At 41.7% G+C, this 17,277-nt stretch carries 13 protein-coding genes; 7 read left to right on the forward strand and 6 right to left on the reverse strand.

The features are described from left to right. Positions 1-39: 39 nt before the first annotated feature. Complete coding sequence (locus J2X69_RS11245) at positions 40-2,598, reverse strand: mechanosensitive ion channel domain-containing protein (RefSeq protein ID WP_310103170.1); 2,559 nt, start codon at positions 2,596-2,598, stop codon at positions 40-42. A gap of 345 nt (positions 2,599-2,943) precedes the next feature. On the opposite strand from J2X69_RS11245, the gene J2X69_RS11250 reads away from it, so the two are divergent. Next, positions 2,944-4,443, forward strand: a complete 1,500-nt coding sequence (locus J2X69_RS11250; protein WP_310103172.1) for a trypsin-like peptidase domain-containing protein — start codon at positions 2,944-2,946, stop codon at positions 4,441-4,443. Positions 4,444-4,577: 134 nt separating this feature from the next. Next, the gene (locus J2X69_RS11255) at positions 4,578-5,870 is read left to right on the forward strand and encodes a serine hydrolase domain-containing protein (protein WP_310103176.1); all 1,293 of its coding nucleotides are present in this window, start codon (positions 4,578-4,580) and stop codon (positions 5,868-5,870) included. 171 nt (positions 5,871-6,041) lie between these two features. Here the strand turns inward: J2X69_RS11255 and J2X69_RS11260 are convergent, their stop codons facing one another. From J2X69_RS11260 to J2X69_RS11270, 3 genes are all read right to left on the reverse strand, one after another. Then, positions 6,042-7,418 (reverse strand): DUF6600 domain-containing protein, encoded by a 1,377-nt coding sequence (locus J2X69_RS11260; RefSeq protein WP_310103182.1) that lies wholly within the window; start codon positions 7,416-7,418, stop codon positions 6,042-6,044. Positions 7,419-8,132: 714 nt separating this feature from the next. Beyond that, positions 8,133-8,753 (reverse strand): dihydrofolate reductase family protein, encoded by a 621-nt coding sequence (locus tag J2X69_RS11265; RefSeq protein ID WP_310103185.1) that lies wholly within the window; start codon positions 8,751-8,753, stop codon positions 8,133-8,135. Positions 8,754-8,759: 6 nt separating this feature from the next. Further along, complete coding sequence (locus J2X69_RS11270; protein ID WP_310103189.1) at positions 8,760-10,085, reverse strand: Gfo/Idh/MocA family oxidoreductase; 1,326 nt, start codon at positions 10,083-10,085, stop codon at positions 8,760-8,762. Between the two features lie 976 nt (positions 10,086-11,061). Between J2X69_RS11270 and tnpA the strand changes: the two genes are divergently transcribed. After that, positions 11,062-11,508 (forward strand): IS200/IS605 family transposase, encoded by a 447-nt coding sequence (gene tnpA, locus J2X69_RS11275; protein WP_310103193.1) that lies wholly within the window; start codon positions 11,062-11,064, stop codon positions 11,506-11,508. Between the two features lie 914 nt (positions 11,509-12,422). Beyond that, positions 12,423-13,301, forward strand: coding sequence for a hypothetical protein (locus J2X69_RS11280; RefSeq protein WP_310103196.1), 879 nt, complete (start codon positions 12,423-12,425; stop codon positions 13,299-13,301). Between the two features lie 782 nt (positions 13,302-14,083). On the opposite strand, the gene J2X69_RS11285 is transcribed toward J2X69_RS11280, so the two are convergent. Continuing rightward, positions 14,084-14,488: an XRE family transcriptional regulator gene (locus tag J2X69_RS11285; RefSeq protein WP_310103199.1), complete on the reverse strand. Its 405-nt coding sequence runs from the start codon at positions 14,486-14,488 to the stop codon at positions 14,084-14,086. Positions 14,489-14,895: 407 nt separating this feature from the next. Here J2X69_RS11285 and J2X69_RS11290 point away from each other — a divergent pair, with 407 nt between their 5' ends. From J2X69_RS11290 to J2X69_RS11300, 3 genes are read left to right on the forward strand one after another with little or no spacing between them, the layout of a single operon-like run. Continuing rightward, on the forward strand, positions 14,896-15,153 hold the full coding sequence (locus J2X69_RS11290; RefSeq protein WP_310103202.1) for a hypothetical protein: 258 nt from the start codon (positions 14,896-14,898) through the stop codon (positions 15,151-15,153). Positions 15,154-15,174: 21 nt separating this feature from the next. Then, positions 15,175-15,483: a hypothetical protein gene (locus J2X69_RS11295; RefSeq protein WP_310103207.1), complete on the forward strand. Its 309-nt coding sequence runs from the start codon at positions 15,175-15,177 to the stop codon at positions 15,481-15,483. 36 nt (positions 15,484-15,519) lie between these two features. Beyond that, a complete protein-coding gene (locus J2X69_RS11300; protein WP_310103210.1) occupies positions 15,520-15,714 on the forward strand; it encodes a helix-turn-helix transcriptional regulator in 195 nt (64 codons plus the stop codon). On the opposite strand, the gene J2X69_RS11305 is transcribed toward J2X69_RS11300, so the two are convergent. Then, positions 15,700-16,872 (reverse strand): alpha/beta hydrolase-fold protein, encoded by a 1,173-nt coding sequence (locus tag J2X69_RS11305; RefSeq protein ID WP_310103213.1) that lies wholly within the window; start codon positions 16,870-16,872, stop codon positions 15,700-15,702. The genes J2X69_RS11300 and J2X69_RS11305 overlap by 15 nt on opposite strands. Between the last annotated feature and the right edge of the window lie 405 nt (positions 16,873-17,277).

Genomic DNA, 17,277 nt, shown 5'->3' on the forward strand with positions numbered 1-17,277 from the left:
AAAGATCTTTTTTGTTAGCGAGAATCAATCCTCTGAAGCCTAGTCCTCAGAGGATTTTTTATTCTCATCAGTAGAATTAGGCTCGGATTTAGTATCAGGGATTATGGGACTTATATCTTCTCCGGGTCGTGAGATTTTTTCCTGCCAATTAGATGGGACACTCTTTAGATAAAGATCCCTTTTCGGAAAGGGAATTTCAATGCTGTTTTCTGCGAATTTTTCAAAAATAGCATTCATTACTTCGGCCCTTACATCTACCCAAATATCCATGCTTTCTACCCAAAACAGTACGCGAAAGTCCACAGAACTATCGTTGAAAGTCTGCATATAGACACGTGGAGAGGGGGCCTTCATGATTCGATCTCTTCTCACTACCTCTTCTAAAACTGATTTTACCAGCTTCATATCAGATCCGTATCCTACCCCAATAATCAGTTCTACTCTTCGCTTTTTGTCAGAAAGAGTCCAGTTGATCAAGCTCTGGGATAGCAAATCACCGTTGGGGATTACAATTTCGGAGCCATCGTAGGCCTGGATTTTACTCGCCCTGATTCCTACATCTTTGACTGTGCCTGCATTTGGTCCTACTTGGATTTCATCTCCGATCTGTATAGGGCGTTCGAAGGCAAGAATTATCCCGGATACCAGATTGTTTATAATTGTCTGTAAACCAAAACCAATACCCACCGATAAGGCACCCAGCACGATAGCTATTTTGTCAAGGGGGATTTTGGCGGCAGTCATACCGATAAAAAAACCCATAATCAATACTGCAAGACGAATTAGTAGGATGGAGCTTCCCAGCCGCTGCTTTCTGGAGGATGCATTTTTCTGATCTTTGACAGAAGCGAAGTAGGCAATGTTGTTTGCCAGAAATGTAGAGACATAGAGGATAATAATAAAAAGAAGAATACTTCCGAATTGGAATACGGTGTCTCCCAATGTACGGTCCTGACGCAGAAATTCTGAAAACCAACTATAGACTTCATCGAAATATCCAAGATGCCATATTACACCATATAGCCATATCGTAGTGGCAAATGCGTATAGAAAGCCTTTCATGCGCTTCTGCAAATCCTGAAAATCAAAATAGGAGGTAAACACGTCGCTCTCTTTCTTACTGTGTTCTATGAACAGATAGATGGCTTCCAGAAAAACATTGACAAAAAGAAATAATCCTATACCCCGATAGAATAGGATAGCTCCCGTGACTGAGTAGGTTTTTGAAAGATTAAACCTGCCCATGACATTGCTGAAGAATGCAAACCCTTCCATCACAATAAGAAATAAGGCGAGGTACTTTATCAACGTATGGTACTTGTTTTTGCTTTTAATAGCATGCCTTAACAGCAAAATCCCCATTCCTAGAAATAATAGTGAGGACAGAAGTATATACCATCGTTCTTGATATACTACTTTCCAGTTCAAACTACTAAGTGCCAGTAATAAGTAAGGAATAAGGAAGGCAAACCAGATTTTACTGAAGTATTTTCCAAACTGCTCTTTTACGAGTAGGCTTGATGCCAGTACCATCGAAAATGAAAGAATTGAAATAAAAATTAATGGCGGTTTACTGAAAACAATTAAAAATATAGGGAGTAAAATCAGTAGCGTGGAAGAAAATGTCTGTTTTTTGAAATACTTGACACGGTCAAGAATAAGGGAGGCAAACTCCTTTTGGTTGTCTATCTCGCGGATTGTAGATCTGATTTTCAGATACACCAGAATCAGTATAATACTGCATATCAAGAAAATGTACCACATCCGCTCCACATACGATTTCATCAACGTGGTATTGAGTTCCACTGACTCCCTGGCTACAGAAGGAAGATTGGTTGTTTTGGCATAATTAATTGGCTCCCAGGGATAATTGATCTCCTTGGTCCAATACTGCCGGTCAAGTCTCTTCTTATTCTGGTCTAGGTATTGGTTCAAAGTCAGAAACACCAAGGTATTTTCAGAAACTCTGGCTTGAAATTTCGCAGTAATAATCTCCTGTTGCAAATAGATACTGTCAACTGTTCGTAAAGATTTTTTCAGCATGTTGAGCTCACTGTTGATCGCGGGAATCAGCGTAGTGTCCCGAAGAGTCATGGCAAAAAGAGAGTCGGACTTAATTGCATCTAATTTATTTCCCAATCCGGAAAGCATATCGATTCTATCTTGGATTCTTTTTTGGTAGGTTTTATTTAAATTCCCTACAGTGGATACCAGATTCTCCATGCCTATCAAGTAGCGATGATTGAGATATTGTGAGTCCGCTTCTGTTCTATCTTTGATCCTTCTAGCCAAAAGATGGATTTTTGGCAGCTTTTCAGACATTTCCACCGTATCCAATTGTTCGGAGAGTTCCAGGTTTAAACCATTAAGATCGAAAACGTAGCGCTGGACTTTATTTATGACCTGGGTGAGTATGGTGCCGGTGGATTTGTTGTTTTTAGCGGGGATATTTACGGTGTCCGAATAATTAAAAAGGGTGTCAATAGTTCCTGTAAGCGGGTTAGAAGGAATATTGTTGGATTGGCGGCTATTCTCTTGGGCTAGCGAAAAGGATGAGAGAAAGAGAATAACCGGGAATAATGTTAAAAAGCGTCTCATAAAAACATATTTGCGTATAATATAGAGAAAATCGATTGAAATGAACAGCTATGGGATTCTGGGTTACGTGGCTTAAAATAGTTCATCCTACAGAAGAAAATGTCTTACACGGATAAATGGACTTTGTTTGTATTGCATAGCAATATGCGGAAAACATGCATGCTTACATCTTGTTTATGTCGGAAATGCTGCTGTGCGAATGGTAACTTTCTTTTGTGTATTTTAAGCCTTCTAAAAAGCGGTTAAATCATGTTAATTTCATGGTTTAGTCGGTTTTTCAGGTGTAATATTTGGATCAAATATGCTAGTCACTCTGTTTAAATACTTAAAAATAAATCTACAAATATGAGCAACAAACAATTCTTTCTGGGAATGATTATTGCCTCTTTAATAGGAGGCATTGTCGCCTTGGCTGGCGTCAGCTTTCTTACACAACCTCAAAATGCAACCAGCTTCGATGAGAAGCAGCAGGCCAGTTTTGTCAATTTACTTTCCGGTGAAAATTTCACTATTCCCGACGGGATCAATTTTGTCGCATCCGCAGAGGTGGTCACCCCGGCGGTAGTCCACGTGAAAAGCAAAGTAGGAATGACCGGTAGCAGTAGAATTCAGCGTGATCCACTTCAGGAATTTTTTGGGATCCCTCCACAAGGCGGAGGGGGACAGCCCCAAAGGGCTATGCCTATCAGTTCAGGCTCTGGAGTGATTATATCTTCAGATGGCTACATAGTGACTAATAACCATGTAGTGGACAAGGCTACTGAAGTTGAGATCTCTTTGGAGAACAATAAAAGATACATTGCCAAAGTGGTTGGGACTGATCCGACCACTGACTTGGCTTTGCTGAAGGTGGATGCACAAGGCTTGCCTTTTGTGAGATTCGGTGACTCTGATGACACTAAGGTTGGGGAGTGGGTATTGGCTGTGGGAAATCCGTTCGACTTAAATTCTACCGTCACTGCCGGGATTATTTCCGCCAAAGCAAGAAATATTGGGATTCTGCGTAGCGTGGAGGACAACCTGTCCGTGGAATCATTTCTTCAGACTGACGCAGTGGTAAACCCCGGTAATTCCGGAGGGGCTTTGGTGAATCTGGCTGGAGAGTTGATCGGAATCAATACTGCTATAGCTTCTCAGACGGGGACATTTGCAGGGTACTCATTCGCAGTTCCAAGCACATTGGTAAAAAAGGTGATGGATGACCTGTTGAAACATGGAACTGTGCAGAGAGCCTTGCTTGGTGTGAGTATCGTAAATGTAAATCCAGAGCTTGCGGATAGGCTGGGTATAGACTTGCCTGTGGAGCAAGGTGTCTATATCGGTGGTGTAAATGAAAATAGCGGTGGAAAAGAAGCCGGTCTTAAAGAAGGAGATATTATCATAAGTGTGGATGGCCGAAGAACAAACAATGTGGCCAACCTGCAGGAAATGGTGGCTAGAAAGCGGCCAGGAGATAAGGTAGAGCTGGAGTATATCCGGGATGGAAAAACATTCAAAACCAATGCTACACTGAGGAATTTCTCGGGTACCACTGATATCGTCGAAAAAGTTGTTCCAAAAACGTTTGAATTTGAAGGTGTGAATTTTGAAGAAGTTCCCGCACAGGTAAAGGGTCAGCTGAACCTCTCGGGAGGAGCATTGATTTCATCTGTTACCGGTGAAAAATGGAGGAAATCAGGTGCAAAATCAGGTTTCATCATTACTTCTATTATTACGGAATCAGGAAGGGTGAAAATATCCGGAGTAGACAATCTGTTGGAGGTATTGGGCGCTTCCCAGGGTGAGTCTATTGTAGTGCTGGGGATGTTCCAAGATGGAACGGAATACTACTTCGAGGTTGACTGATTGATTTTATAGTTTTAAATAAAGTAAGCAGGCTGATGATTTTTCATCGGCCTGTTTTTTTTACATATCAGCAGCATGATAATTATTTCAATGAGATTTTCTATTTTTCTTTTTTTACTCCAATTCCATAACCTATGAAAAAGTACTTCGGCATATTATGCTACGTTGTTTGCCAGATTTTATTTAGCGGGGATATCCTAGCTCAGAGTCCATCTACAAGTATTGCTCCGCAGGGGAAGCAGCCGCTAGCCGGAGTGTCTGCGGAGCGACTCGATAGGATTGATCAGATGCTGGATGAGACTGTCCGTTCCAATCAAGTTCCCGGATTGGTCGCGTTGATCGTAAAAGACGGAAAGATAGTCTATCATGAAGCAAAAGGACTGGCGGATGTCCGATCAGGTACAAGAATGGGCAAAGACCGGGTTTTCAGAATCGCATCCCAATCTAAAGCAATTACTTCCACGGCTGTGATGATGCTTTGGGAAGAAGGGAAGTTCAGATTGGACGATCCTATTTCCAAGTACATCCCCGAGTTCGCAGATCCACAGATTTTGGCAGGGTTCCGCTATGGAGATTCCTCTTACTCTACCAAACCTTCACCACGGGAGATTACTGTCAGGCATTTGCTAACCCATACTTCCGGACTGGGATACGGGATGATCGATAGTAATGAGCAGATGAAAATGATTTATCAGAAAGCAGGTATAGTGGATCTATTCACCACAGAGGAAGTTACCATAAGCGATAATATCAAGAAGCTTGCAAAGTTGCCCCTACATCACGAGCCTGGGACGAAATTCACTTACAGTGAAGGTCTGGACGTTTTAGGATATTTTGTAGAAGTTGTGTCGGGAATGCCATTTGACCAATTTCTCCAAAAAAGAATTTTTGATCCCATGGGTATGAGCAATACGGGATTTTATCTGACTGATAAGCAAGGTGAAAAACTGGTTACGATCCACCACAAAGTAAATGGGGCGTGGGAACCTTTCCCCGTTACATTTTATGATCCTGATTATCCAAAATCAGGCGCTAGAACTTTTTTCTCCGGAGGAGCGGGACTTTCTTCGACTACAGAAGATTATGCCAAATTTCTTCAGATGTACTTAAATGGAGGAGCGTACAACGGCACAAGATTTTTGAGTCCGATTACCGTGCAAACAATTATGAGTAACCAAGTGGGAGACTTGTTGGGTGATGGGGGTAAGGATTATGGATTGGCGTTCGGGATTGTTGATGAAAAAGGTGTTGCGCAAGGCGGAATTGGCAGCTTGGGGACATTTGATTGGGGAGGGTATTTCAATACCCAATACTTTGCCGATCCGGTGACTAATACGATCGGGATTATCATGAAGCAAACGCAGGGCGGTACCGGGGATGAGTCTGCTTGGAAGTTTCGACAGATGGTGTTTTCGGCTATTGAATAAAATCAACAGGGGAAGTCCAATTGACTTCCCCTGTTGATTTTATATTGTCCACTGTCAGTTCATTTAAAGTCTCTATGCTTGACAGGGCTGTCATTCGAACACGGTTAGCCGGCATTTGTTCATAAAAAAAGCATAGCCCCCGGGCTATGCTTTTAATGGTTCTGCTTAAGACTAATTATTTCCTCTGGTAGAGGAAGTCCCTCTTGAAGATGAACTACCGGATGAAGATCTAGAGGCCGGAGCCGGTGTAGATGACCTTGTAGGTGCACTTTTTACCTCCTGGGTAGATCTGCTTGGAGCAGGAGTTGCTTCTCTAGTTTGAGTAGTTTTAGCAGGTGTGCTTCTGGTAGCAGGACTTGAAGCTTGAGTTCTAGCTGGAGTCGAACGCTGCGCCGGGGCTGTTTGCGTACGGGCTGGGGTAGATCTCTGCTGAGGTTGTGCGGTGCTTTGAGGCCTTACTGCAGGGCTCGAAGATTTTACTTCATTGCTTCGGGAATTAGTAGGGCTTGCTTGACTTTGACGGGTTGGGCTGGCAGTTCTGGTTTGTGTACCCGAACTTGGCCTAGTCTCAACACTACCTCGGTTAGAAGAAGGAGCGGTTGACTTTACTCCTGGATTTTCAGATCTACTACTAGGGGCAGTTGCTCTTTCTGTAGAACCGGAAGTTCTTGCAGGAGTAGTTACTGTCCTTCCCGATGCAGCTTCTGTTCTGCCATTTGTTCTGGAAGGAGCAGCAGCAGGTTGTGTTCTGGCTTGTCCGGAAGTAAGCACTCTGGATGGCCTTGCATCAGTGGAAGTTCCTCTGGCGCTCTGTAGGTCAGGTCTATAGGCACTTACTGAGTTTCTCGAAGCCACTGTTCTACCTGGAGCTTTGCTGTTTTCAATTCTACGCTCAGGGTAGGATCTTTTGGTTACCCGCTCAATGTCTCTTCGGGCTGGTCCCGCATAGTAGTGGTTGTTGTTGTATACCACCGTATTGTTGATGATAGTGGTTCTATTGTAAATTTTGACACGATTGGCTCTAGGAACAGAATAGCTGTACACATTGTGGTGGATAAATCTGTTCTGTGGTACAAATACCCAATAAGATGTTGGTATAGTCATTCTTACGTTCAGCGTGAAGCCCGGTCCCATAGGAGCCCAGCCATAATATCCCCCGCCTGTTCTCCAGTCTACCCACGCAGGACCCCAATTGTAATCAGGAATCCAAGCCCAGCTTCTGTAATTATCGTCAAAATACCATCTTCCATAGTGGAAAGTTGCCCATCCCCAATCGTAATCAGACACCCAGGTATTTCCATATCTGGTCATGACCCAATGCCCATTCGTCCCATAAGGATGGAAATCCTCATAAACTGCCGGTAACCAAACATAGCCATATCGGCCATCTTTGACCCAGTCGCCGTAGGGCATTAATTCATCGTAGAACACTTGAAAAGAAACGCCGGCAGGATTTTTTGCCTCAGCTTCATTTGGATTAATCAAGATCAAAGCGATGATTCCCATCATCAAATTTCTCATCCATCGCGGTACTCGGGGAGTTTTCATATCTAGTGGATTTAGTGGTTCAATAGTTGGTTAGGTATTTCTTTTGGGTTGTTGTTTTAGTAGGACATCCTAATTAGGTAGATGCTGTTTTCCATGAAAAGGATGCATGCATACTAAAACCAAAATCACGCCAATTTTTCAATCTTCTTTAAAACGGTCGGTTGTTAGGTGTGGTTTACGTAAAAAATTAGATCAATGGTTTCGTTAATTCTTAATTTTAGCTTAATAATAGTTGTTAATTTTTATACTTAACTAAAAAAATTAAATAACTGATTTTAGGCAGAATGATTATTTTTAGGATGGATCTTAGCTTTTGCCAGAAAAATGGGAGTGAGGAGTAATAATTAATTTTCAAAAAAAATAAACGACTTGCCGGCAGATTATACCCGGAAGTCAAAAGGGTGGGGAAACTTGGGTTGGATGATGCTTGCAGTTACATCTAGAGGTTTCAATTGCTCATAGTTACTGTTGTTTTTCGGTCTGTGGAGCAGAGACCGAAGCAGGGAATAAGTGGCTTAACGGAAAATTAGCCCTAAGGACAAAAAGGTAGGGAAACTTAGGTTGGATAAAGCTTGCCGTTCCACCCTGAGGCCTGAATGTCTAAGTTTACGCTTAGTGAGGGTCTTGCTCATAGTTGCCGTTGTTTTTCGGTCTATGAGACACCGACCGAGGCGGGAGCAGTCTCAATGCAAAAGCCTACGCTCAGGGATAGCTCTATTTCTTCTTCAGTGTGTATCTCAAGTGCGTGGTCAAGCCTGAGGGAATAACTTCTGCGATTTGAATATCATAGATCCCGGGATTTATGCCCTCAAATAATCTGATACCGGCTCCTAAAAAAACAGGGGCTATATGGATGAAAAACTCATCCACAAATCCTGCATTCAGGAACTGCTGAATGGTGTCTGCGCCGCCTTGAATCCTGATATCCTTACCTTTGGCGGATTGTCTTGCTTTTTCCAATGCACTTTCTATTCCATCATTGATAAAATAAAAAGTAGTGGTCCCCTTCTGAACCCAAGGTTCCCGTTTTTCATGTGTCAGCACATAGACATCCGCTTCGTATAGGTCCTCTGCCCAGACGGCTTCGCCCTCCTCAAACATCCGTTTTCCCATAATGTAAGCGCCGGTTCTGGCAAAAACTGCATCGATCAGTTCACTGTCTGCACCGGATTCTTCACCGCCTTCCATTTTGATGTGTTTCCAGAATGCTTTCTGTTTAAACATCCATTGGTGAATTTTCGGTGAGACGCCGCCCATAGGGTTGCTTGGGCTTCTGTGTTCGCCTGCAAAAAAGCCATCAAGCGATATTCCACTGTCAAAGATTATTTTGCTCATAGTTAGTTAAGAAGTTATTTTCGGTAAAGTCCAAGGTGCTCTATAGTTTGGCCAAATTAATTCATTGGCAGCTGCATTTCCGGTAAATTCTCTTTTGGCTTCATCCCAAATCAACTCCTCAGCTCCAATTCTTGCGGCGATATTCGGAATATGGGCGTGCAAGGCAGCGATCCGTCCAGCCTCAGGAGGACAGATGGGCTGATTTCGGGTTTTAATGCATTCGACAAAATTTGCCACATGTAGGTTGTGGCTTTCAGTCATTCCTTCTAGTTTTTTTGCTTCTATTTTTGGGGCTTTTGCTTCCGGATCCCATTCCGGATAGATGTCATAGCCACCACGATTCACTACCAGCGTGCCTTTTTCTCCAACATACCCAATTCCGTAAGGTTTGTCGTAAGGCCCCGTTTGGAGTCCGCCATTCATGTCGTAATTAATAAGGAAGTCCTTTTTAGGATAGAGAACATTCATGGTATCGAAGGTGTCCCGATCCCGATTCTCTTTGTTGACATTGGCGGCGTAAGTAAGTACTCTGGAAGGTACTGTCGGATTTTCTTCCACCCAGATCGCCATATCCAACAGGTGGACACCCCAGTCGGACATCAAGCCCCCTCCATAATCCCAAAAATGCCGCCAACTTCCGTGAAAGCGATTTGGGTTAAAGTTTCTGGAAGGTGCAGGTCCAAGCCAAAAATCATAATCTACTCCCTCGGGTATAGCAGTCGTAGGTTGGATCAGATTGCCAAGTCCATAATTGAAGTTTGACCAGATATTCACCTTTCTGATTTTGCCGATATAGCCGCTTTTTACCAAATCCCGGGCTTCGATAAAAGCTTGTCCTGACCGCTGCTGCTGACCCACTTGCATGATTCGATTGTACTGATTCTTAGCATTGACCATCAGCTCACACTCGCCGATGGTGTTTGCCATGGGTTTTTCTACATAGACATCCTTTCCGGCTTGGCAGGCGGCCACAGCGATGAGGCAATGCCAATGATCGGGAGTGCCGATAATTACCGCATCCACATCGCTACGTTCCAGTAAGAGTCTAAAGTCAGTGTAGCGCTCCGGTTTTTTACCTGTGGCTGTCTCCACTTCCGCGATTCTCCGATCGAGCACATTTTGGTCTATATCACAAAGGGCTACGCAGTCCACTTCCGGCAGTGCGATGTGATGACGAAGAATCCCAAATCCCATACTGTTGCATCCTATAAGTGCTACCCGGATCCGGTCACTTGCAGCGATGCCTTGCTTTGCTTGGAGTAGAGATGGAGCTATCCAAAGTCCTCCTGCGATGATTCCGGTGGATTTGATAAAGTTGCGACGGTCATTCATGGGTTTGGTTTGTTAAAAGAGTATCGAACTCAAAATACGGGAAATTGGGATGAATAGGAAAAGTGGTTGAAAAAAAGCCTGTTACTGTCATTTTTCGATGTAGAAGACTCTAAAAAAGTAAAGGGAGTGGAGACCGCCACTTGTCTTTAGAGGATAAAAAGTGTCTGGGTTTAGCAGGAGAGTTTGCGGTTCAGGCTGGGTGGAGTTTGTTATTACACCCTAATATTTTCTGGAATTTATAATTCCATTCCTTCCAAGTTCAACACCCTTCGGGGTTGTCCACTACCATCTTGGCCGCCATTTCCCTAGGTTTCACCTAGGGTTATTGAGAGGTTCGACCACTACGTGGTCAGGATTTCATACTATCCAAAATGCCAGATTCCAGACCCCTGATAAGGGGTCAAACTTCTGAATAACCGCGGGTGAAACCCGTGGAGAATAGAACATACGAATGATTCCCCGACCCCGCAGGGTGTCGAACTATTTCCGGAATTTTTATAGTCCTTTTCCTAAATGGTTAAAGCTATTCCTTATAATTTACCGGAATCCATAGACCCACCTCGGCGTAATCTTTTGTCTTTCAAATTTTGAGGTTCCGTTGACACTGGGTGTAGATTGTGTCCACATCTTTCTGTTTTTTTGGAATTCGTAATCCCATTTCCCTGCCAGTTCAACCCACTTCGGGGTTGTCCCCTACCATCTTGGCCGCCATTTCCCTAGGTTTCACCTAGGGTTATTGAGAGGTTCGACGGCTTCACCGTCGTTTTTCACTCATTTGATACTTATAGGCAATTTTTCCAGACCCCTGATAAGGGGTCAAACTTCTGAATAACCGCGGGTGAAACCCGTGGACAAGGTGCCATGCCAACGACCCAACGACCCCGAAGGGTGTCGAACTCTTCCTAAGACCATTTGTCAAAATCATGCAAAATTCCGAAATTCATTCAATTCATTTTTCCACCAAAACCTGATTTTTATGGGAACTCACACACAATTGATTTACCACATTGTCTACTCCACCAAACACCGCGAACCAACAATCGTCCGGGATGAGAAAAAGAGGATGTTCGGATTTATCCACCACCTGCTGACCAATAAAAATTGCCATCTATACAGAATCAATGGCGTGGAAGATCATATTCACATATTGACGCATGTACATCCTACGATTGCTATTTCATCATTGGTGAAAGACATCAAATTGGCAAGTGATGATTTCATAAGACGAGAAGGGATTTTTCCAAGATTCAAAGGTTGGCAAGATGGTTATGGCGCTTTTTCCGAATCCATTAAGTCAAAGGATCGATTGATAAATTATCTCAAAAACCAAGAGGAACATCATAAAAAAATACCGTTTCTAGATGAATACAGGGCATTGTTGATGGAACATGAAATTGAATTTGATGAGAAATATTTGCTATAGGTTCAACCCCATTCGGGGTTGTCGTCTCCGTCCCCGTTTGCATTATTCCCTAGGTTTCACCTAGGGTTATTGAAAAGTTCGACCACTTCGTGGTCAGATTGACGATAACAGGAATATTATTTCCGACCCTGAACGGGGTCAAACTTCTGAATACTGCGTCCGCCGTGGCGGAACCGGGGGTGCAACCCGTGGAAAATAAATGCATAAAACCCGTATGCCGTAAGACCGCGATAGGGTCGAACATTTTACCATAAAGGGGGTACTTCATAGGTAGAGTGGGTACGACTAACCGAGAAAAGAAGAATGAAAAGCATTGTTCTTCCTTTCAATTATCTCAACACAGGGCAGGAATGCGCCATTATTCTTCAGTTTTTAGGAGTAGAGAGGAGATCGCCGCTTGTCTTTCGAGAATAAAAAGCGCCTTGGCTTAGTAAAGGGTTTGTCGTTTAGACTGGGTGAGTTTGCAACTTTACCCAAATATTCCTTTCAGTTTTTAATTGCTTTGATCCAGACTACCACTTGCAAATTGAATAGATAGAAAGGTAGGGTTGAGCGTTTAGAATCCAATGGAACATTTTTTCGGATTTCTCGAGACCGAGGTTGCTGCGCCTGAGCTACTAAAGGTAGGAGTAGGCAAAAGAATAAAGCGTAGCAAAGATTTTTCATAGGATTTGTTTTCATGATTATCCGCAATGCTGGTGTATGATGCAACTTAATCTAACTATTCATTTCAACTTAAAATAGCATCTATTCCTCATTTGCCAATTGAAATTGGATTGGATAGAAAAGCGTAATTACTCCCGAACACTGTGCGGACTACTCTTAAAGCAACGCCTAATTTACGGACAGTTCGGGAACCTTTAACTCAAAACTAAAGTTTAGAATTTATCACTAAACTACTAGCTCTTCAACAAATGACTTATAAAAAAACCTTACTTCTAATTATTCATCTGTTGATTTTTAATAGTAGCTTTTCCCAATCAGGAATTAATGTGCTTTTTGAGCAATTGAAAAAAGAGCGATTTATGCCGAAACAGCAAGAAATCGCCAATCAGATCTACGATTCTTTGGAGTTCAAATTGAAAGATCTTCCGGCGCATGAAGTTTTGTCCTTGATTGAGCCTGAGTATGCAGATCATATTCGCGTTCTCAACTCCGAATTTGACGATAAGAGCAGAGAACTGATTATTATTGTTTTAGTGCACAAAAATTACTTCAAAGAGGTGTATTTTCCTGACGCTACCGGCTTAAATGAAGAGCGTATCTATGCAGAGGAATATTATCCGATGATCCAATGGAGAGCAAGTGATGGAAACCTCAAATCCAGTAAGTTATTCACCAAAAAGGAACATAGGGATCCGGGGTCTGACTATAAATACCAATCTTATAAAGGAACAGAATCAGATTTCTACGAAATCCATAAACTGCCGGCTACAAACAATGAGTTATATCTATTGATATCCATGAATCCATCAGATCAAATGCCTGCATTACTCTCATTTTTTGTGCTTGAGATCAAAGATGATGAACTGAATTTTGAATACCCTGCTTTCGAGGCAATGTCTCCCTTACTTCAATGTACAATCTATGATAATTCGGCTCCTGATGCGTATTTCAACTATTTTGAATACAATAAACAAGAGCATCGTATCTCTTTGAAAAATCTAAAAAAGCAAGAGACAGTGACCGTGAATAAGGATGTGTATAGGTTCTCCTTTAAAATTTTAAATCCTAATAAAGAAGTTGAAATCCAGCTTGACTTTGACGGTGTGGAATTTCAAAAGGTTAATTAGGATCTGCTGAAAAACTTATGTATTTAAGCTATAAATTCTAGCCACACCCATGCGATCCTGCCAGTTTGATCAGGGGATGCAACCTCACCGATGAATTGGTATCAATTAAATTGAACTGGATAGGAAGGCGTAGTTGCAAGCTAAGCCACGCTCAGCATGCCCAAAACCATTGAATACTCATTCTGAACTTCTCCAGTTAATGATAGGCACCACCTTCGCTGATGAATTGTTGAACTGTGATACCGCCAATTCTTATCCCTAGGTTTCACCTAGGGTTATCCAAAGGTTCGATGGCTTCACCGTCTTTCTTGACTTAGTGATACTTATAGGTCATTTTTCCGACCCCAAACGGGGCCAAACTTCTCAATACTGCGTCCGCCGTGGCGGAACCGCGGGTGAAATCCGTGGACATAGGAGATACGAATGATTTCCCACGACCCCGAAGGGTGTCGAACTTTTTCCTGATTAGAAATCCATATCGGTCATGCCTACGGCATTTTTGAAACACATCATACACTCAAATCCAGCCAATAAATTGGCTGGCTAGCTAATCGGTCATGCCTACGGCATTTTTGCTTACCAGAAATAATTTGTCAAAGAATTATTCCTTTAAAATCCTGTAAGGACGACCCATATCCTAGCCAGCCGTTTTAACGGCTGGAAAAAAATGCTGGTTTTAGAGTCCCGTTGGGACGGCTCATATTTCAATCCAACCATTTATTCTAAAAAATAAAAAGCCCTCCTGTATGACAGAAAGGCTTCAATTAATATGTTTCAGAACTTTATCTATTCAACAACTTCTCCAATTTCCCCATCATCTCATCCTTTTCCTTTAGCATCCGCTCGTAAAGAGCGATTTTATCTTCGTGGAGTTGGATGATTTTGTCGATAGGATTATTCTGGAAAGTGGGGTTATAATTGACAATTCCTTGAGTATGGTGAAAAGTACTTGATATTATATTTATCGCCTGCTCCTCATCAAAATTCTGAAAGGCTTCCACCGGAATCCGGAGAATCTCACCGACTTGCCTGAGAAGTTCTTCTTCAACCTCTTCTTTTTGCTCCAGCAAGCTGATCTTCTTTTGAGACCATTCTTCGCCGAGTTCGTGGGCCAGGGCTTCCTGCTTGACGCCCATCATCTCCCGGAATCGCTTGATATTTCTGCCGTGGTGGATTTTTTCGTTCATAGTCTGTAAGTACAGTGGAAAAATAAGGATTTCTTCCCAAAGGGAATAAACTAAAGTATTCCATTGAATAGTATGATCCAAGAATATTTCAAATTTGCCCGACACTTTTTGTCTGAAAGAACTGATTGATTCGGCTAAAGCCCGTAAATCATAATTCTTGTTAATCGATCTCCCACCTAAAGGTGGAGGGAATTCATAGCTTGGAAATCAACTGTCATGAATAGGAATGTGGCTTTAGCCCATTCCATATGGATCATAATATGTTTTAGGCTTTAGCCAAATCAAAGGCCTCAAGCAGAACATTCTTCAGCATATTTTATTCCTAATACCCTTCTAATTCATCCTTTTCAGGAATAGGCTATTCCGCTGATATCCTGGAAATTGACCTGAAACAAATCAGAGAATCTATGCATCCAATCGTAATTCAGCTAGGCAATCTTTGTGACTCCCCTCTCAACATCACCGGAGATATTCATTTCCACCTTTCTGAATCTGATTCCCGGATGATGGACTTGTTACTGAAATCTCTGGAAATCAACCGGAAATTGATCGCGGGATTTTGCAACCAATGGGAAAATGAAGAAGAACTGTATCGGGAAATCCAAGTCCTGCTTGAGCAGCAAAAAGCCCTTGAACTTCAAGTAGCTCAAACTCTTAAGACTTAAATAACCGCAAATCCAAACAATATGGCAACTCAATTCAATACGATCAATTTCATCCGTAACTGTACAGTATCCGATAATAGCAATATCATTTATTCAGGATCTGGACAGGAATGGCTCATACTATTGAAAAGATTCATTCAGGAACAAGATCAAAGGAATGAAGCTATTAACCAACTATTACATATCATAATGGAAACGGGAGTTACAGAAAGCAAAGCTATTCTTCCAGAAATTATCGAGTTACAGAATGATAACATAAAATACCTCAATATTTTCAAAGAAGTCATCGGGGAAGATGGACAGGAAGAATGTGATAAAAATGGAAAATAATTTTCTAGAACAATAATCATTAACCCACTAACACATATGAAAGTCGCAGCACGCATCAAACAGATTCGCGAGAATCAAACAGGCTTATCCAGGAAAGAAATCGCACAGCTAGTGGGCATTAGTGCCCAAGAATATGACGATATAGAAAACGGTAACATCGATATCACTTTGACCAGATTTGGTGACGCATGCGACGAACCCCCAGTTGTTACCGGTTTATTTGGATTTTAATTTCTTCAGTATATCTTTTCCAATCTCATTATTGGGATTTAAGGAAATTGACTTTTCATAATTCTCAATAGCCATACTCGTTTTTCCTTTTAAGGCGTATACCTCTCCTAAACTGTCATAAGCATTCCATGAATCGGGGTAGTTTTTTACATTCTGTTTAAATATTTCAATCGCTTCATCAGTATTATTTGATCTGAGCTGTTTATAACCGAAGTTGTTCATAAACTCCTCTCCGGGTATCATAGTGTACCCAAACGCATTTGACAATTTCTCAAAGTGCAACCGGATTTCGTCATAGGTCATGTTGGTAGATGCATAATTGTCTATAAACCAATCTTTATAGATGAATTTTAGGGCATCAAACATGCTTTTGTAAGTCACCGAAAAATGGTTTTCATCCTCATATTTTTGAAAATCCCAATCTATCCTTTCAGATGCAAACATTGTTATTTGCTCCGCAAGGGTATCCACAGCCTGAGTGTTTTCATCCCCAATGGAAATGAAAAATTTATCTGAGCGGTTTTCGTGACTGATTAGGAAGGATTTGAAATCATCTAGGATTTTCATATTTCCCCCCTCAATATCAATAGCCGGACTTATAAGTATGGTAGACTGGAATAAGTCAGGGTCTGTTACTTTAGTATATAAACCAAAAAGCCCCGCTAAAGAATGTCCGGCTAAAATACGATATGGGGCAGTCCTATAACTGGAGTCGATAAAAGGTAGAAGTTCGTTTTTTATAAACTGCAAAAAATCATACCCACCGTCGTCGATATTTGTTTTTTTTGAATTATCTGTGTTCCCTTCAAATAAAGATGTTGGAATAAGATCCCTACCGCGGTTGACATTGGGAATAGCAACCACTATCATTTCCGGAATTCTGTTTCTATCATAACCGGAAAGGTAATCGATAAGGTTGGACACATAATTAAAATGTCCTTCACCGTCGAGTAAATAGATTACAGGATAACTTTTATTGGTTGAAGCGTAATCTGAAGGCAGATGTACCCAGATACTTCGTGGCTCATTGAGTGCTTTTGAGTCTAATAGGAATGCTTCATCATTATTTATCGGAATACTGTCCAATTGTGCATAGATAGCATGGCTTATTAAAAATAAAACTAATAGGTAGGGATAAGTTGTTTTTAATAAAATCATCTTTTGCATTTTGTCTTGAAACTATATATAGCTGACATTTGTGATCAAGGAAACCAAGAAGGAGGAAACTTTACCGTATCCTCTGTCTTCCATATATCCATTATAAAGATGCAGAATGTATATTGAAGGTTGCTTTGCAATATTGGAAAATTCCCAGCCTGAGTTTGTAGCTTCGCTCTAAGTTCAACCCCATTCGGGGTTGCCGTCCGCATTCTTGATTTCTATTTTCCCTAGGTTGCACCTAGGGTTATTGAAAGGTTCGATCCTTTCAGGATCGTTTCTCTAAGCAAAAATCATCATCAATTCTTACTGGTACTTCAATTTTTCAACTCACCAAAATCCCGACACCGAACGGGGTCAAACCTTACAGTAACCGCTATTCTTCAGTTTTCTATGCTTTTGAAA

Source organism: Algoriphagus sp. 4150 (assembly GCF_031457395.1).
GTDB lineage: Bacteria > Bacteroidota > Bacteroidia > Cytophagales > Cyclobacteriaceae > Algoriphagus.